The 16211-nt window shown below is 57.1% G+C and carries 17 protein-coding genes; 9 read left to right on the plus strand and 8 right to left on the minus strand.

Going from position 1 to position 16211, the window contains the following annotated elements:
* Positions 1-65: 65 nt before the first annotated feature.
* The 3 genes from ABNP46_RS18480 to ABNP46_RS18490 form a co-directional block, all read right to left on the minus strand.
* Positions 66-236, minus strand: coding sequence for a XapX domain-containing protein (locus ABNP46_RS18480; RefSeq protein WP_349919750.1), 171 nt, complete (start codon positions 234-236; stop codon positions 66-68).
* Positions 237-359: 123 nt separating this feature from the next.
* The gene (locus tag ABNP46_RS18485; RefSeq protein ID WP_349919752.1) at positions 360-1634 is read right to left on the minus strand and encodes a NupC/NupG family nucleoside CNT transporter; all 1275 of its coding nucleotides are present in this window, start codon (positions 1632-1634) and stop codon (positions 360-362) included.
* Positions 1635-1847: 213 nt separating this feature from the next.
* Entirely contained in the window at positions 1848-2636 is a 789-nt protein-coding gene (locus tag ABNP46_RS18490) for a TatD family hydrolase (protein WP_349919754.1), read from the minus strand.
* A gap of 40 nt (positions 2637-2676) precedes the next feature.
* On the opposite strand from ABNP46_RS18490, the gene tppF reads away from it, so the two are divergent.
* Positions 2677-3291, plus strand: coding sequence for a type IVa pilus pseudopilin TppF (tppF, locus tag ABNP46_RS18495; RefSeq protein ID WP_349919755.1), 615 nt, complete (start codon positions 2677-2679; stop codon positions 3289-3291).
* A 233-nt stretch (positions 3292-3524) separates the two neighbouring features.
* On the opposite strand, the gene ABNP46_RS18500 is transcribed toward tppF, so the two are convergent.
* The 3 genes from ABNP46_RS18500 to amt form a co-directional block, all read right to left on the minus strand.
* On the minus strand, positions 3525-4037 hold the full coding sequence (locus ABNP46_RS18500) for a GNAT family N-acetyltransferase (protein WP_349919757.1): 513 nt from the start codon (positions 4035-4037) through the stop codon (positions 3525-3527).
* Positions 4038-4311: 274 nt separating this feature from the next.
* Positions 4312-5664, minus strand: coding sequence for a 23S rRNA (uracil(1939)-C(5))-methyltransferase RlmD (rlmD, locus tag ABNP46_RS18505; protein WP_349919759.1), 1353 nt, complete (start codon positions 5662-5664; stop codon positions 4312-4314).
* Between the two features lie 284 nt (positions 5665-5948).
* Positions 5949-7358 carry an ammonium transporter gene (gene amt / locus ABNP46_RS18510; protein ID WP_349919761.1) on the minus strand — a complete coding sequence of 470 codons (1410 nt, stop codon included), beginning with the start codon at positions 7356-7358 and terminating at the stop codon, positions 5949-5951.
* An 894-nt stretch (positions 7359-8252) separates the two neighbouring features.
* Between amt and ABNP46_RS18515 the strand changes: the two genes are divergently transcribed.
* On the plus strand, positions 8253-8621 hold the full coding sequence (locus ABNP46_RS18515; protein ID WP_349919763.1) for a VOC family protein: 369 nt from the start codon (positions 8253-8255) through the stop codon (positions 8619-8621).
* 1065 nt (positions 8622-9686) lie between these two features.
* Here the strand turns inward: ABNP46_RS18515 and ABNP46_RS18520 are convergent.
* Together ABNP46_RS18520 and ABNP46_RS18525 are read right to left on the minus strand one after the other, a co-directional pair.
* Positions 9687-10190: a YgjV family protein gene (locus ABNP46_RS18520; RefSeq protein ID WP_349919765.1), complete on the minus strand. Its 504-nt coding sequence runs from the start codon at positions 10188-10190 to the stop codon at positions 9687-9689.
* A gap of 59 nt (positions 10191-10249) precedes the next feature.
* Positions 10250-10825 carry a Crp/Fnr family transcriptional regulator gene (locus ABNP46_RS18525; RefSeq protein WP_349919767.1) on the minus strand — a complete coding sequence of 192 codons (576 nt, stop codon included), beginning with the start codon at positions 10823-10825 and terminating at the stop codon, positions 10250-10252.
* 459 nt (positions 10826-11284) lie between these two features.
* On the opposite strand from ABNP46_RS18525, the gene ABNP46_RS18530 reads away from it, so the two are divergent.
* The 7 genes from ABNP46_RS18530 to ABNP46_RS18555 all read left to right on the plus strand — a co-directional run bounded on the left by ABNP46_RS18530 (position 11285) and on the right by ABNP46_RS18555 (position 15792).
* A complete protein-coding gene (locus ABNP46_RS18530; RefSeq protein ID WP_349919769.1) occupies positions 11285-11665 on the plus strand; it encodes a hypothetical protein in 381 nt (126 codons plus the stop codon).
* A 76-nt stretch (positions 11666-11741) separates the two neighbouring features.
* Complete coding sequence (locus ABNP46_RS18535; protein WP_349919771.1) at positions 11742-12632, plus strand: alpha/beta hydrolase; 891 nt, start codon at positions 11742-11744, stop codon at positions 12630-12632.
* An 880-nt stretch (positions 12633-13512) separates the two neighbouring features.
* The gene (locus tag ABNP46_RS21210) at positions 13513-13755 is read left to right on the plus strand and encodes a ParE family toxin-like protein (protein WP_434476160.1); all 243 of its coding nucleotides are present in this window, start codon (positions 13513-13515) and stop codon (positions 13753-13755) included.
* On the plus strand, positions 13752-14072 hold the full coding sequence (locus tag ABNP46_RS18540; protein WP_349919773.1) for a hypothetical protein: 321 nt from the start codon (positions 13752-13754) through the stop codon (positions 14070-14072). Before ABNP46_RS21210 ends, ABNP46_RS18540 begins: the two co-directional genes overlap by 4 nt.
* Positions 14062-14595, plus strand: a complete 534-nt coding sequence (locus ABNP46_RS18545; RefSeq protein WP_349919775.1) for a hypothetical protein — start codon at positions 14062-14064, stop codon at positions 14593-14595. The genes ABNP46_RS18540 and ABNP46_RS18545 overlap by 11 nt, the downstream gene beginning before the upstream one ends.
* Positions 14592-15083, plus strand: a complete 492-nt coding sequence (locus ABNP46_RS18550; RefSeq protein ID WP_349919777.1) for a hypothetical protein — start codon at positions 14592-14594, stop codon at positions 15081-15083. The genes ABNP46_RS18545 and ABNP46_RS18550 overlap by 4 nt, the downstream gene beginning before the upstream one ends.
* Positions 15084-15327: 244 nt before the next feature.
* Positions 15328-15792 carry a hypothetical protein gene (locus tag ABNP46_RS18555; RefSeq protein WP_349919779.1) on the plus strand — a complete coding sequence of 155 codons (465 nt, stop codon included), beginning with the start codon at positions 15328-15330 and terminating at the stop codon, positions 15790-15792.
* The last annotated feature ends 419 nt before the right edge of the window (positions 15793-16211 follow it).

Consider the following 16211-nt stretch of genomic DNA (forward strand, 5'->3'; position numbering starts at 1 on the left):
TTGCAAGCCGGATTTGCCAATTTCAGAGGTACCTCACATCTGGCAAAACCGGGTCTGGAAAGTGCTTAAGAGAAGAATTTTGTCAGGATCCAGGAGTAGGCAATACCCCCCAGATAGACCCCGACTATGCCCATCACCCCAGACAGAACCGGTGGTGCCGGGATCGGCAATTTGAGGAAAGAAAACAACACTCCGACGAGAAAGCCGGCTGCCATCGCCAGTAGTACTTCATTCATATAACCTCCGATTTGACTCATTTTTTTATTAGTTTAAGCAGGAAAACGGTTGTCACCGCCCCAAACGCGAACGCCACAGCTTTTCGCTGTGGCGTTCGTCTTTACCCGTGTGTCAGGCAAACATTACATGGCGGTCAGTGCCAGGAAGAAGCCTGCGATGGTGGCAGACATCAGGTTGGACAGAGAGCCAGCCAGTACGGCCTTGAGGCCGAACTTGGCGATGGTGCCGCGACGGTTCGGTGCCATGGAGCCCAGACCACCCAGCAGGATGGCGACAGAGGACAGGTTGGCGAAGCCGCACAGGGCGAAGGAGATGATTGCCTTGGTGTGGTCAGACATGGCCACGCCGTTGATCAGCATCTCATCCTTCAGATACGGGGCGAAGTTCAGGTAGGCAACGAACTCGTTCACCACCAGCTTCTGACCGATGAAGGAACCGGCAACGACGGCTTCGTTCCAGGGTACCCCGATCAGGAAGGCCAGCGGGGAGAACAGCCAGCCCAGCAGCAGTTCCAGAGACAGTTCAGGCATGCCGAACCAGCCACCCACACCGGAGAAGATGCCGTTGATCATGGCGATGAGGCCGATGAAGGCCAGCAGCATGGCGCCCACGTTCAGGGCCAGTTGCAGACCGGCGGAAGCACCCGCAGCGGCCGCGTCGATCACGTTGGCCGGCTTGTCGTCCAGATCGCCATCGGCGGCGTTCTCGTCGTAGTTGGGGGTTTCGGTTTCCGGCACGATCAACTTGGCGAACAGCAGACCACCCGGTGCAGCCATGAAGGAGGCGGCGATCAGGTATTCCATCTTGACGCCCATGGAGGCGTAACCGGCCAGCACGGAGCCGGCAACGGAGGCCAGGCCACCACACATGACGGCGAACAGTTCGGAGTCGGTCATCTTGGAGATAAAGGGACGTACCACCAGCGGGGCTTCAGTCTGGCCCACGAAGATGTTGGCAGTCGCCGACAGGGACTCGGTACGGGAGGTGCCCAGCACCTTCTGCAGACCACCACCCAGCAGCTTGATTACCCACTGCATGATGCCGAGGTAGTAGAGAACCGCGATCAGGGAGGAGAAGAAGATGATGACCGGCAGCACCCGGAAGGCGAAGATGAAGCCGCCGCCACCGAACACTTCAAACATCTTGTTGCTGACCAGGCCACCGAACAGGAATTCGATGCCGTTCTGGCCATAGCCGATGACGCTGGAGACGGCATCGGAAACGCCGACCAGGATGTCACGGCCCACCGGGACGTAGAGTACGAATGCACCCAGGCCAGCCTGAATGGCAAAAGCACCCGCCACGGTACGAACTTTGATTGCCTTGCGATTGCTGGAGAACAGCACCGCGATAAGGATGAGCGTCGCCATCCCCACCAGACCCATAATCAGATTCATTATTAACACTTCCTCTTAAGTAGCACCTTCCAGCTTGTTAACGTTTTGTGTCTTGCAGCCGTTAATCAAGGGTGCGCATTATACTAATTACAGTGCGACAAAGTAGAATGCTGGTCACATTTTATAAGCCCGAAATGGGCTGGACATTGTTTAATTAGACCGCAAACGATTTTTATGGGTCCTATTTTTTATCACGGCGCTATCAATAGTTAATCAAGTGTTAAATGCCATGTCCAACCGTGGAAAAGCCTGCAGAGTGGATTCACGTAACACCGAGGCAACATCCGCCAGCTGTTGTTGCCGCAATTGCGCCAGCAGCTGGATGATGGTCAGCAGGCTGGCAGGGGTATTTGGCCCCGCTTGCTGCCCTTGCAGCGGCATATCGGGGGCGTCAGTCTCCAGCAACAACGCCTCCAGCGGCATCGCCCGCACCGCCTCCCGGGTCTTGTTGGCCCGCTCATAGCTGATGACCCCTCCGATCCCCAGTCGAAAACCCAGTCGCCAGAAGGTTTGAGCCTGCTGCAAGGAGCCACCGAAGGCATGGATCACCCCGCCTCTGGCCGGTTTAAGGCGTCTGAGAATCTTGGCAACGCTATCGTTCGCCCGCACCGAATGGACGATGAGCGGCAGATCGAACTCCATGGCCAGCTTCACCTGTGCCTCGAATGACTCGACCTGCCCCGCCTGCGGTACCTGGCTGCGCAGATCCAGTCCACACTCGCCGACGGCCACCAGGCCGCGAGGCTGGCTCGCCAGCAGGGAGCGCAGCCGAGTCAGCGTTCCCTCGCGTTGCGTCCCCACATGCCAGGGATGGATCCCGAGGCCATAGGCCATACCGGCATGCTGGTCAGCCAATGCCATCACCCTGCCCCAGTTTTCCTCCCCCACGGCGGGGATGATATACTCGCCCACCCCCAGTTGGCGCCATGCGGCCAGCTGCACCTCCCGCGTCTCGTCAAAGACCGGAAAATCGAGGTGGCAATGGGTGTCGATCAGTTGCATGTCACGCCTACCTGTTTGTCGTATTTAATGGGTTCATTCAATGTCAAAACGCGCTTCCCAAGGCTTCACCCTGATAGAACTGGTGCTGGTCATCATAGTGTTGGGGATCCTGGCGGTCACTGCCCTGCCCCGCTTCATCAACGTGCAGGATGATGCGCTCAAGAGCAGCATGGCGGCAACCGCAGGCGGTTTCTCCAGCGCCGTGCAACTGGCCCACGCGGGCTGGGCCGTCAAGGTGAAGGGGGAGCCGCTGGCACTCTATAACTTTAGCGGCATGGGCAAACAGGATCTCGACATCAACAGCCTGGGTTGGCCGGTGGGTACCAAGGAAGATCAGGGAGGCCAGGGGCCGGATACCGTCTTCCCGGGGGGAGAGAGCGATCAGATCTCCGTCAGCAGCCGGGACGACTGCGAGAGCCTGTTCGGGGGTCTGCTCGATACCGGTCAGACTGCTGAAGATGAGCTCCACACCGATTCGGACAGCGACTATATCTCCCGGCTCATCCCCGCCGACAGCCAGAGCGTCGGCAGCCTGCGCCACGACAACTGCCGCTATACCCTGCGGGATTCCATCGGCCGCTTCCCTGCCCATCCGGACGGGCTGGCGTTTGACTACAACAGCATCACCGGCGCCGTGACTCGCAACTTTCAGTGAGGGATGAGGGGGCCTCCGCCATGGCAGTCTCCCGATGATCTTCCTCTTCCCGGCGTACCGGCACGCAGCAGCGCCGGTTCTCGGGAGTGAGTCCCCACTCCTGGCACCAAGCATCGTAACGGGCCAACCAGCGTAACAAGATACCCTTCATCAACGTTCTCCTCTTCTTATCGGACCAGTCGATACGCTGCCCCATTGCGGCTTGCCCATCCAGCACCATCGGGCCAACGGCGTCATGGGGCACTGGACGGCAACAGCAGGCTCATGCTGATCTCGTCGACATAACCCTCGTCCAGTCGATACGCCTGCCGCCGCAACCCCTCATCCATGAAACCGCACTTGCGGTAGAGAGAGTGGGCCACCTCGTTATGGGCCATGACCCCCAATTCCAGCCGGCTGACCCCAAGGTCGCTGGCGGCTGCAATGAGAGTGCGCAGCAAACGCTCTCCCCAACCCTGGCCACGCGCACCAGACCGCAACCCCATCACCACCAGTGCACAGTGACGATTGCGCTGCAGGTTCCCTCCCAGCAGGACGGCAAAGCCCTGGACCTCGCCAGCCAGCTCCAGCAGCCACATGCGCTGATTGGGGCTGGCTGTCATGGTCGCCAGACGCTGGCGCTGCCCCTCGATATCCGAGGGCCGCTCCCCCGCCTCATAGAGCATGAAGCGGGTCTCCCCGTCCAGTTGCCGGAAGAAGCGATCCAGTGCGGCGGCATCTTCCACTCCTGCCAGACGAACGCTCATCCCTGCTTGCTCCTTCCTGCGGCCATAAAAAAACGACTCCATGTGGAGTCGTTTTTATCAGAGCCATCTGGCTAATTCAATTCACGCCTTGGCAGGCAGGCTCAGGCGGGCGACGGCCTCTACGTGCATGGCCGAGAGGGAACATGTCCATCGGCAGAATGCCTGTCTATCCGGTGTCAATCGGCCTTGGCAGGCAGGCTCAGACGGGCGACGGCCTCTACGTGCATGGACGAGAGGGAACATGTCCATCGGCAGAATGCCTGTCTATCCAGTGTCAATCGGCCTTGGCAGGCAGGCTCAGACGGGCGACGGCTTCTACGTGCATGGAGTGTGGGAACATGTCCACCGGCTGCACCTCGTCCAGCACGAAGCCCTGCTTGACCAGCCAGGCCAGATCCCGGGCCAGGGTCTGGGGATTGCAGGAGACATAGACCAGCCGGCGCGGCGCCATGGCGACCAGGGTCTGCAGCACCGCCTTGTCGCAGCCTTTACGGGGCGGATCCATCACCACCACGTCGGCGCTCACTCCCTGGGTGTGCAGCTCGGGCATCAGTTGCTCGGCTTTGCCCACGTGGAACTCGGTGTGCTCGATGCCGTTCAGGGCCGCGTTGCGACGGGCGTCGTTGATGGCGCTCTCCACCGACTCGATCCCCACCACCCGGGCCGCCTTGTTCGCCAGGAACAGGGAGATGGTGCCGATGCCACAGTAGATGTCGAACACCGTCTCGCTGCCGGTCAGCTCGCAGTACTCCAGGGCCTTGGAGTAGAGCACGTCGGTCTGGCTCGGGTTGTTCTGGAAGAAGGAGAGGGGCGAGATCTCGAACGCGAGTTCGTGGATCTGGTCGCGGATCACCCCTTCCCCCAGCAGTACCCGGTTGCGATCCCCGAGGATACGGTTGGTCCGCTCCTCGTTGATGTTCTGCACCAGGGTGGTAATGGGCAGATCGCTCAGGGCGGCCAGCAGCTCGGCTTCAAACGGCAGGGTCTCCCCCAGAGTGACCAGTACCACCATCAGCTCGCCGCTCTTGAAGCCCTTGCGGGTCATAAGGTTGCGCACACAGCCGCTGTGGTTCACCTCGTCATAAGCCTGGATCTCGTGCTCACGCATCCAGTGGCGCAGGCGGGCGTTGAGTTCCACGTGCAAGGCGTCCTGCACCGCGCAGTCGTCGGCGGTGATGAGATCGTGGGAGTGCTTGCGATAGAAGCCAAGCTCGGCGCCAGCCTCGGTGCCGCGCACCGCATACTGCGCCTTGTTGCGATAGGCAAACGGGCTGTCCATGCCGAGGATGGGGTTGACCCGGGTCACCAGTCCGGCTTGAGCCAGCGCACTCTCCACCAGGGATTGCTTGAGCGTGAGCTGCGCCGGATAGGCAAGGGGGCGCACCTGGCAGCCACCGCATTCGGTGTTGGGGCAGAAATCCGGTACCCGATCGGCGGACGGCTGGGTCAGTTCCACCAGCTTGCCGTGCAGATAGTTGGGTTTGACTTCGGAAAGCTCCACCAACGCCTGCTCACCGGGCAGCAACCCTTCGACAAACAGGGGGCGATCGAACAGGCGTCCCTTGCCATCCCCTTTGTCGGTCAGTTCCAGAATATCGATCTGATGTTGGTGTCCCACTAACGGCATGAGCGGCTCCGAAGGCATGAATAAAGAAGGATGAAAGCAGGGCAAGCCCGGCTACCCCGAATAAAGGGTGGCAGAGTTTAGCGGAGATCCACACAAAATGCAGGCATAAAAACACGCCGACTCGCAGACGACATCACTACGGGCACAGGGAAGGGCAAGCCGCTCAGACCTGCTTGGGGAAGATAGGATGGAACCTTATCGAGGCGACAACCCGACACAGCAGCCAGACAATAAAAAAGCCGCCGGACAGAGCCCGGCGGCAAACTTCTCAATGGGAACTTCTATTACAAACTGTACGCTTTCTCGCCATGGCTGGTCACATCCAGCCCTTCGCGCTCGGCGTCTTCCTTCACTCGCAGACCCACCAGCAGGTCCACCAGCTTGTAGGCCACGACAGAGACCACGGCGGTCCAGGCGACCGTCACCAACACCCCGATGACCTGCACCTTGACCTGCGCCAGGATGGAGTAGCCTTCGGCGACCTGGTTGGTCACATAGTCCCACACCCCGGTACCGCCCAGATCCGGGCTGGCAAACACCCCGGTCAGCACCGCACCCAGGATCCCGCACACCCCGTGCAGGCCGAACACATCCAGGCTGTCATCGGCCCCCAGCAGACGCTTGAGACCGTGTACGCCCCACAGACCGGCGACCCCGCTCAGCAGGCCGATGATGAGGCCACCACCGACACCGACGAAACCGGCCGCCGGGGTGATGGCGACCAGACCGGCCACCGCACCCGATACCGCCCCCAGCAGGGAGGGACGACCCTTCATCAGCCATTCGGCGAAGGTCCAGGAAAGAGCTGCCGCCGCCGGCGCCACCCAGGTATTGATCAGGGCCAGGGCAGCCGTGCCGCTCGCTTCCAGCGCAGAGCCCGCGTTGAAGCCGAACCAGCCGAACCAGAGCAGGGCGGCACCTATCATGGTCATGGTCAGGCTGTGAGGCGTCATGGGATCACGGCCGTAGCCCACCCGCTTGCCCGCCATGAAGGCCCCCACCAGACCGGCCACCGCCGCGTTGATGTGCACCACGGTACCGCCGGCAAAGTCGAGGGCGCCATGCTGGAACAGATAACCGGCAGTGGCACCGGCCGCTTCGGCCGCGGCGGCATCGGTATAGGCATCGGGACCGGCCCAGTACCACACCATGTGCGCCATCGGGATGTAGGCGAAGGTGAACCAGATCACCGCGAACAGCAGCACCGCCGAGAACTTCATCCGTTCGGCAAAGCCACCGACGATGAGGCCGCAGGTGATGGCCGCGAAGGCCCCCTGGAACACCACGAAGATGAACTCGCTGATCCCCACGCCCTTGCTGAAGGTGGCACCGATGGAATCAGGGGTGATCCCCATCAGCAGCACCTTGTCGAAGGAGCCGTAGAAGGCGCCCCCTTCGGTGAAGGCCAGGGAGTAGCCATAGACCACCCAGAGCACGGTGATGAGGCAGAACAGGGTGAACACCTGCATCAGCACGCTCAGCATATTCTTGGCGCGCACCAGACCACCGTAGAACAGGGCCAGCCCGGGGATCGACATCAAGATCACCAGGGCCGCGGCCACCATCAGCCAGGTATTGTCTCCCTTGTTGATGGTGACGGTCGCCGCCTGCACGGCCACTTCTTCGGCCCAACCTGGGGTGGCCATGGTGGCGCCCAGCGCCAGCAGGCCAGTCATTACGAGTCTCTTGAACATACAGCCCTCTCCTTGTCGTCCCGGCACCTGGCCGGGTCCATGTCCTGATATGAATGTCACACTCGGCTATTTACTCACATCGTCAAACCGGTATTGCCCCTCTGCCGATCCCGTCGGGATCATCATGGCGACATGAATCTTTTAAAGCATAAAGCAGGCCAAAAAATATAATTCATATATTTCAATGCGTTGAGGTGACTGGCGATGCGCAATGCACCATGATGGCGCAGCCTGACCATCAAGGAGAAGGAGATCGCACTCCTGCTGTGCAGCCGCCGCAGGTCGCACCAAGATGGGACGGGATGTCAGCGCCTAACCGCAGGCGCGCCGTTCTATCTGGGCCGGGGCATTGGAGCATCGAGGCATCAGGCATCGAGGCGCTGGGACGTTCTCCACCCTGGCTGACACGGCACATGCCGCGCGATGCCCGCGCAAACAGGGTGACCGAATGTGGCGGGGAGATAGGAGAGAGCCCCAGTGGCGACGCCATATCGCCATATGAAGAGAGATAAAGAAGAGAAATGCCGCCTCAGGCCGCCGACCCATCGCCGGGCAATGCCTCCCGGCCCCGCCAAGAGCCGTGATGATGGGGAACCCGCCGCCTGGTGGCATTTATAAAATAAATGGATTGCCTGTTTTCATTAACGAATCGAATGATGTGATGGCCCGGATCCGGGGCATGGCGGCCATACAGGACGTGAACTTGGCTGCGAGGAGAGGATCCCGGCATTCGATCCGGAGGTCGGTGGCGATGCCTTGCGACCCGGGCATGGCGATCGCGCTCTGCCCAGACGGGTGACCCCGGCAGTCAGGGCTGGCGAGCCCCGGATATTCCGGGTGATACTGGCTGCACGCAACCCCGCATCACTCGCTCCATCACCGCCAGAGGGCCTCATGAGCAACCTTAACATCACCGAAATCAAGGCCTTCGTGCCTGCCCGCGGCTTCGCCCTGTCCAAACAGTTCTATCAGGATCTTGGCTTCACCCTGGCCTCGGATGGCGGCGGGGTCGCCTATTTCCATTTCGGGGAGGTGAGCTTCCTGCTGCAGGATCATTGCCACGAGCAGCTGGCCGAGCACTTCATGATGCACATCCTGGTGGAAGATGTGGCGGCCTGGTGGACCCACGTCAATGCCAGCGGGGTCGCCGCCCGCTACGGCGTCAGGGTCACCGAGATCGTCACCCAGCCCTGGCGAATGCAGGATTTCTGTCTGTATGACCCGTCCGGCGTGCTGTGGCGCATCGCCCAGAACATCGACTAAAGCCTCTGCAAACCCAGAAAAACAAAAGGCCATCCGCGAGGATGGCCTTTTGTCATGAATCTGTATGGTGCCGGGGTCTCTATCGAATTGTGAATTTATGAGATTGATCTTAAAGGAAAATTATAGATGTGAATTTCACTTATACCCCCAAAAATACCCCCACATCAGTGACAGTGGTTGCTGTCTCCTCTAATCAGTAAGGGATATCTCAGGGGCAAGCCCCTTCCCTGTCCCGGGGAAATGATCCCTGTTCAGGGGGCGGTGAAGGGCCGTGTCACCCAGGTAACCCCCTAGGTTTGGTCACCGGCGTACCGGTCTGCCCCGCCGAAATCTCGGGTTAGGTCATCAGCAACACCAAGAGCAACTGAGTAGAGGTCAGTTCCCTACCGCTCTCACTTCCTGGCTTCATACCCACCGTGTTGTTCTTTGTGCCGATGTATTTCGTTTTGCGCAGAACTGCGCAATTGCGCAATCTCCAGAACCCTCATCTCCTCCCCAGGCCTTGCCACGCCTCGAACGTCCTATATTGGGCTACCCGTTGCTTTTCGCTTTTGCGCAGCTCCAGTGCGCAGAGAAGTGCGCAATTTGCGCAGTTTGTAGTGCGCAGTTCAGAGGAGATTGTGCAGGTACTGATAGGGGCAAGTGGCCGGCCCAGGAGGGGTGGTTCATTCGGTAGCTGTGGGAGGTCGTTCCACCTGCCATGGCAGGAGCGCTCCATCACCCCCTTAGCTTTCTGCCGGCTTAGGCGCGGAGTTTGCGGTCAGTAGCGGTACCGGGTGTAACGGAGCCCAGTCCAGTTAGGCGCGGAGTTACTGCGATCGGAGCGGTGGAGCATGGGCCGTATCAGAGAAACCACGACACTGTCACTGCAGAGAACCACCTGGTGAGCACAGCTAATGGCCAGGGAATGGCGCCGCATAAACAGAGCCCACCAGATGGTAGCAGGGAGCATATCTGATTCGGCAGAAAATACTCCCATATTGCTAATCTTTGGGTTGTCAGGGTAGTAAAGGGAATGGCTGAGAGTTCATATTGTGAGCTCGTTCTGGTTCATGAGTTAACCGGTTAAATTGATGGCTCCTTGCTCCAGTAGTGACGGTAATAGCCGACTAGGTTGCTGACGAGAAACAACCCTTCCATCAGTGCTGCCACAGGAGAGCCAATCAGAAAGTTGTTAACTAGCCAGCAAAGCGTGCCGAGCAGCATCCAGTGTCTTAGTTGGCGATCACTTGGGCAAAAGGCCGCACGGGTTTGCAGCAGGCTGGCAAGCAGTCCGAGCAGATCCAGTGGTCCCCTATAGGTATTCATCACGACCGCGCAAGACAATCCCATAAAGCTCCACATCATATCGCGGTGTGTCACGTACATACTGGCTAGGAAGCGTAGGCTCGCCAGCCCCAGCAGGCTGGCAGCCGACCACTGCCCGAGCAGCGCGAAATGACCCGCATTGAAAGCGCAGGATGCTGCTAAGCAGGCCAAGATCCCTTTGCGCCTTTTCAGCTGGAATGACAGTAAGTCCAGTAGCAAGGCCAGGCTCACCACCAGCTGGGACCACATAAACAGCGACATTAACCAATACTCCATTCCTTTGAGAGGAAGCAGCATGGAGGGAGGCCACTGTCACGACATTAACCCCTGTTAATGCGCCGGCGGATCCGTGACAAACTGACCGGGCTTATTCCGATGTAGTTGGCGAGCTGAACCTGGCTGAGCCGTTCGGGCCAATGGGGGAAGATGCGGCACAGCTCGAGGTAGCGCTGCTCAGGGGAATGCAGTAGTAGGAAGGCTTCCTTGCGTTCCTTGTAGCCCAGTTGCTGGCGCAGTAGTGCCAGGCAGACGGGTTGCCAAGTGGGCTCACCCAGCAGGGCAAGGGGTAACCGCACCACCTGCAATGTGGTCAGCGCCTCCAGCTGGTAACCAGCGGGCTCTCCGCTCAGCCAGCTGTCATAAAGTAGGCAGAGTTCCCCCTCGAAATAGAACTCCTTGCAGCGCTCTTGCCCATCTAGGCTGTAATGACAGGCCCGGGCCATACCACACTCGATGTAAAACGCGGCTTCTTGGCTGGTCCCTTGGGCCAGTAGTATCTGGCCAGCAGCTAGGGTCAGCCTTGGCAGACGTTGGCACATCGTTTCGATTACTGACCGCTCTAACCCCATTGTTGTGAGAAAGTCGGTCAGAGATTGGGCCATGTAGAGGGCTGTCATGAACGCTCCGGCATAATAATGACGTTGCATCATGCCAAGCTGAGACCTAGCTTGCAGCAGGAAAATACAGGTGACACTCTTTCTTTGTGTGGGATTGAGCGTGTGCCTACTACTCAGCCCTTAGATGAAGGGAGAGAGAAACCTGATCAATATCAATCAACGTAGTGAAATCTAGAATTTGAATACGTTTTCACTAGCCACCAATAATTTCATATGAGAGGTTGTTTTCGCCCAGATCAGCCGCAATGCCGCAGAGCGATTAACCCACTCCATCCGACGACGTGAGTTGAACGAGCTGATCACAAATCCCTACAAACCATTCACTTGCGTTGTTGGCTTTATCCACAACGCTGTGGATCTCTGCGCTTTTCGGCGCGCCTTAAAGAGCTATGTGCCAGGACAACTGGTGTATGACTCAAAATATTTTTAATCCTTAATCAAAATCAAGAGAATGAAACCATGAAAAAAACCGCCTTGGCTGTAATCACTTTGGCTCTGGTTGCCACCGCACCAGCATATGCAATCAACGCCAAGTATCGCGCCCAACTCGAGCGTAGCGGCTGTACCGAGATGAATGCTGGTACTACCTGCGACATTCACAAAACCAAGGCTCAAAACGCTGCAGTCATTCAGAAAGAGAACGACACTAAGGCCACTGAGCACGCCGAGGTTATGGCATTTATCGAGGACTCAATTTTAGGCGAGAAAGTGGACGATGCTAAGGCTGCACTTTCTGGCTATGGCTTCAAAGAAACCGATCCTAATCTTTGGTATAAAGATGGTCATACTATCACTCTAACCACCAAAAAAGGTGTAGCGATCGAGGCCAAATATCGCTAATACCGGTGTCAACTGCACACCGTGAAATAGAAGGCCCTACGGGGCCATTTTTTATCAAGATTACATTGAGAAAGGGATGAATATGGAAATCACACTCTCTGGCGGTCATCAGACTGAGATTTATATTGAGACTTATGGGAGCGGCTCACCGATCCTCTTTCTCCATGGAGGGCCTGGTTGCTGCCATGACTCTTTCGCCCCTTTCTTCAAACCTCTAATGGAGCGTTGCCAGGTTATCTATTACGACCAGATAGCCTGCGGCCAATCCAGTCAGAGTGTTGATTGGGAATATCACTTGAGCCATGAGCTGGAAGTTATTGAGCAAATTAGGCAGAACCTTGGGCATGAAAGACTGACAATAGTTGGAGAGTCTTGGGGGACGTTTCTCGGTCTACAGTATGCCTCTCACTATCCGCATCGTGTTCTAGATTTGGTTCTTCTTTCTAGTGTTGGATTCGGCATGGAGCACATGCATCTATTTAGTGACAGGCTCATGGCTAAAGTGACTGATGCTGACAGGCAACAACTGGCATACATTGAACAACAGTTACAAAACCATGAAGTTGAAGAAACTGAGGCTCTTCGCAGCAGCCAAGAAATTTTGAACCCTTACTATCTTTTTGACCGCTCTAGACTGTCAGAAATTATCAATCAACCAATAAATTTCCAACAGCATTTACGAGTTGTAGCTCTTTTTGATGAAGAACTAGATTTCATGAAAAGGGTTGAGAATCTAAAGCAAGTTCGCATTCATATGTATCAGGCAACAAACGACCTGATTAGTAACCAAGATATTGCAACTATTCTTGTTGATAAGATCAATCCCACTTCCTTTATCGCCGTACCTGAATGTGGTCATTGGATATATTTGGAAAAAAGTGAATATATCAACTCTGAGATAATGAACATTATAAGCACGAATTTAGTTCCTATCGAAGAGCGTTCTTTAACCGAAAACATAGCTTAATCGGATGCTCGCTCCCGAACAGTAAGAAAATGCCAATAGTTCTATCGTTTATTTCCTAAGCAAATAATCCAACCTGCTTGGATTAGTGAATGGCCTGCCCAAACTGACTAAGGGCAGGTATGACATATCCCACGTAACTCGGAAACCAAGCACAACTCCCCAACGCGTGCTGACGATCAGGGATTTGAGCTACAGCCCAATGCGTGTAACACCCTAATGAATCCGCATGCGTCAGTTTTCGTCTGCGCAATGGACACCTAGCCATCCACACATCCAGATGTTTGACGTAGGTCAAAATATTCCAAGCAAGTGTCGTTCAAGGTGTGACTGCGATCACATGAAAGAGTCTGACTGTGTAGGCTATCCAATGAAAAGGATGTCACCCACGACGGCTAATACTCAACGGCCAAATACAAAGACGGCGAAAAGCCGCGATTCACACACACAACCCTGATTCGGGGCCAACTTGCCGTAAGGAAATATGCGGCATCAGTTCTGATTGAGCTGAATACAGCAGGAAGCAGTCAAATGTCTGAACAAACTTCATACACTCAAGCCAGGATCGACGAGCTCAAAGCCGATGTGCAGACGTGTGCCTGGAGTGTCGGCGGTCTGGGCATGGTGCTACTGACTGAGTGCTACGTTCGCGCTCGCAATGGAGGCAGCGTGTGGCTGTGCTGGGCCGTTGCGGCACTACTGGCGGTGTCCCTAGTTACAGGCCTAGTGCAGCAGTACCGGGCTGTGCGTCTGGCAAATGTTGCACGGCGGGCCCTGCTATGAGCCGCCTAAACAACGCCCTGGCGATCCTGTCCGCACTTTGTTTCCTACTTGCGGCGCTCGCCGCCGTGGCCTTTCTCGCTCTGGTAATGGGGGCGCAACCATGAGCCACACCCCTTTCATATTCACGCCCGAGGCGATCGAACGAACCCAGACTCTATTGGACGAGTACCGGAACTGCGAGGTACACGCTCGACGTCTCATAGCGACCGACTGGCTTGTTCTGTTAGTCGGGTTCTGTTGGTACCTGCTATCGCGGGACCGCGGGCAATTATTCGAGCTCTTGAGCCATGAGAAATGCAACCGATTCACCGCCAAGAATACCGGAAAGGGCAACACCCGATGAGCAGTCGTGAGAGAAACCGACTAGTGCGGGCCATTGCTGAAGGCATGTTCCGGATCACCAGGAATCACGCCGCACTCGAGAAGCTGCGCGCACTGCAGGAACGCAGGCCAACTAACGCCAGGCTCAAGAAAATCCGCCTTCTGATGTGCGCCTTGCCCGCCTGGCGTGACCAGCTAGATGCAGACCAGGACGCTCTAGCCGTGCTCGATGGCTGCTCTCAGGAGTCCCGGGCTGTGGAACGGCTGCGCCGTCGGGCCGAGTTCAAGAACTGGTTAGACCTCAACGAACAACAAAGCGAGCAATCCAATGCAGATTAACGAAAACCCCACAAGGTCCCTTTGGAAGCAATGTGCCTACCTGGGATCTATAGGCGGCGCAGCGGCGCTGATGATCGCAGGGATAGTCAATGGTTCCCCCACTGTAGAAGTACCAACACCCGAACCGGCTCCCCTGATATCCGAAGCCGAGCGCCTAAATCGCCAGATGGTCAACGCCGCCACGGCGCAACGACGAGAGGCGGGTTACCTGGTGCGCCTGGTCACTGGCGAGGAAGCAACCACCATCGAGCTGTATCAGGTCACAGACTACGCCACAGGGCGCGCCGAGGAATTGGGAGGAGCCAAGGGGGCCTGCGACAGTCAAGAGCGTGTCAATGAGCTTACTGAAGCTCTGCGGCGCAAGTATCCGGTTGCAGGGATCGCCCATGAAGATCATTTAAACCTGGCTCTAACTACTTGTGCGCTGCTCGATGCTCAATGGGCCGCCAAACAGGGGCCGGATCGGATGTGGAAAGCAGCCGAAGCCGCAACAGAATCAACCACAAAGGAAGTAACTCAATGAAACTGAAATACCTTGTCCCCCTGATCTGTGCCGGTGCCACCATTGCAGCCTGTGCCGCACTCAATCCGCCCGCCCAGCAAAGCTACGCGGTGCCCGAGTCGTTGCCGCAACCGGTGGAATCCGTCGGCATGGCAGATATGGGCGAGGGTGCTGTATACGTGGCCGGTGCTGCAGCGGCTGCAGAGTCGGCAAGCAACGAATTTCGCGAGCAGATCGGCATTCTACTTGAACGGTCCGGCTGGAAGCCCAACCCGCACCAGGTTGACCAGGTAGCCGGGGATCTGGCAACCATCTACACCCACGACAACCCGATCGGCCAGGAGTGCCAGCGCTCGGCGGCGTTCCCCAAGCTGCGCCAACACCTGGCCATGACCTACCCACGTACCAAGGGCCAAGGCGTACAGGATGCGGTGGCATTCGCTGCCTGCGCCGAGGCTGACGCCATGCGCAACCTGCAGAAGGCCGCCCAGGACGCCGCCAAGATTTAACCGGCAACCGATCATCCGCGTGTATCAGCCCCGAAAGGGGCCTTTTTGTATTCGCCGTGCGATTAACGAAATGAAGACACTAGCCCTAGCTGCCATTGTGGTGGCCATGGCGGACGGCACGACCCGTACTCTAGGGAACGGGGATCGAGTTACCACGGGCGATTACGGCCACACGGTCATACGCTGCCACACCTTGAGCAATGGCCAGAGATTCAGAAAGCAAGACGACACAAAGATGAAGAGAATGACGAAGAGTGAAAAGGTGCTTGCCGATCTGCTGGTGGCAGCTGACGCGGCTGCGAAGATACGGGATCAGATCAATTACACTGCTGCCGCGATGACTTATACGCAGCATGTGCGAGCAGTTATTGCGAACCTTGACCTGGACAGCAACGCATACACCGGCCATATGGCGGAGGCCATCGAAATGATCCGCTGCCAGGCACACGAACCCCAGCACAACCAATTGGCGGCGGTATGTGAGTTCGCCTTCTCACAGTTTTGCGGCACCTTCGCCGACTGGTTCGAGGTAGTAGACAGCGAAGGCAGCTCCGGCCTGGTGATCAACGTGCCAGAGGAAGAATGGCAGGATACTACGGATGACGGGGACGATTTCGCATTTACTCGGGAGGGTTGGGATCGAGACTTTGTGAACAACCACCAGATCGCAAAAATGGCTTGGCGCCCGGACTGGGGGCACGATAAATGAGTGCCGACCTAACCCACCTATTAAATGGCGGTACAACCGTCGGCGTCTGAGGTGGAGCTTGCATTCTACATAATGGGCGTGCCTTGTGCGCTCGATGATATGGCCAGCTTGCATATCCAGATGATGGCCGGACGCTGCGAGTACGCCCAGGAGGTGCGCGCCGTCAAAGTCAGAACTCCGTTGGCTTGTATGGGGTTTATGCGCATGGGGCCTGTATTCGCTGGTTTTGTATCTTTTTAAGTAATCAGGTCTCGATTGCATCGTGTAGAAAGACGCCCGCCATGTGCGGGTTTTCTTTTTTTGCGAAGAACAAAGATATCTCCATAGTGGGCTGATCGTATGGCTCGTTCATGTCGAACTTCTAAGTCTAATTTGGCAACCGTAACCGAGAACTCTCGAACAGTCGGTTGCACTGTATA

This window comes from Aeromonas veronii, from assembly GCF_040215105.1.
Taxonomy (GTDB): domain Bacteria; phylum Pseudomonadota; class Gammaproteobacteria; order Enterobacterales; family Aeromonadaceae; genus Aeromonas; species Aeromonas veronii_G.

What these genes read in the sequence shown, in the direction of transcription:
- ABNP46_RS18480 (WP_349919750.1), bottom strand. Translation starts at nt 236, where the DNA reads ATGAATGAAGTACTACTGGCGATGGCAGCCGGCTTTCTCGTCGGAGTG.
- ABNP46_RS18485 (WP_349919752.1), bottom strand. Translation starts at nt 1,634, where the DNA reads ATGAATCTGATTATGGGTCTGGTGGGGATGGCGACGCTCATCCTTATC.
- ABNP46_RS18490 (WP_349919754.1), bottom strand. Translation starts at nt 2,636, where the DNA reads ATGCAACTGATCGACACCCATTGCCACCTCGATTTTCCGGTCTTTGAC.
- tppF (WP_349919755.1), top strand. Translation starts at nt 2,677, where the DNA reads ATGTCAAAACGCGCTTCCCAAGGCTTCACCCTGATAGAACTGGTGCTG.
- ABNP46_RS18500 (WP_349919757.1), bottom strand. Translation starts at nt 4,037, where the DNA reads ATGAGCGTTCGTCTGGCAGGAGTGGAAGATGCCGCCGCACTGGATCGC.
- rlmD (WP_349919759.1), bottom strand. Translation starts at nt 5,664, where the DNA reads ATGCCGTTAGTGGGACACCAACATCAGATCGATATTCTGGAACTGACC.
- amt (WP_349919761.1), bottom strand. Translation starts at nt 7,358, where the DNA reads ATGTTCAAGAGACTCGTAATGACTGGCCTGCTGGCGCTGGGCGCCACC.
- ABNP46_RS18515 (WP_349919763.1), top strand. Translation starts at nt 8,253, where the DNA reads ATGAGCAACCTTAACATCACCGAAATCAAGGCCTTCGTGCCTGCCCGC.
- ABNP46_RS18520 (WP_349919765.1), bottom strand. Translation starts at nt 10,190, where the DNA reads ATGTCGCTGTTTATGTGGTCCCAGCTGGTGGTGAGCCTGGCCTTGCTA.
- ABNP46_RS18525 (WP_349919767.1), bottom strand. Translation starts at nt 10,825, where the DNA reads ATGACAGCCCTCTACATGGCCCAATCTCTGACCGACTTTCTCACAACA.
- ABNP46_RS18530 (WP_349919769.1), top strand. Translation starts at nt 11,285, where the DNA reads ATGAAAAAAACCGCCTTGGCTGTAATCACTTTGGCTCTGGTTGCCACC.
- ABNP46_RS18535 (WP_349919771.1), top strand. Translation starts at nt 11,742, where the DNA reads ATGAATATGGAAATCACACTCTCTGGCGGTCATCAGACTGAGATTTAT.
- ABNP46_RS21210 (WP_434476160.1), top strand. Translation starts at nt 13,513, where the DNA reads ATGAGCCACACCCCTTTCATATTCACGCCCGAGGCGATCGAACGAACC.
- ABNP46_RS18540 (WP_349919773.1), top strand. Translation starts at nt 13,752, where the DNA reads ATGAGCAGTCGTGAGAGAAACCGACTAGTGCGGGCCATTGCTGAAGGC.
- ABNP46_RS18545 (WP_349919775.1), top strand. Translation starts at nt 14,062, where the DNA reads ATGCAGATTAACGAAAACCCCACAAGGTCCCTTTGGAAGCAATGTGCC.
- ABNP46_RS18550 (WP_349919777.1), top strand. Translation starts at nt 14,592, where the DNA reads ATGAAACTGAAATACCTTGTCCCCCTGATCTGTGCCGGTGCCACCATT.
- ABNP46_RS18555 (WP_349919779.1), top strand. Translation starts at nt 15,328, where the DNA reads ATGACGAAGAGTGAAAAGGTGCTTGCCGATCTGCTGGTGGCAGCTGAC.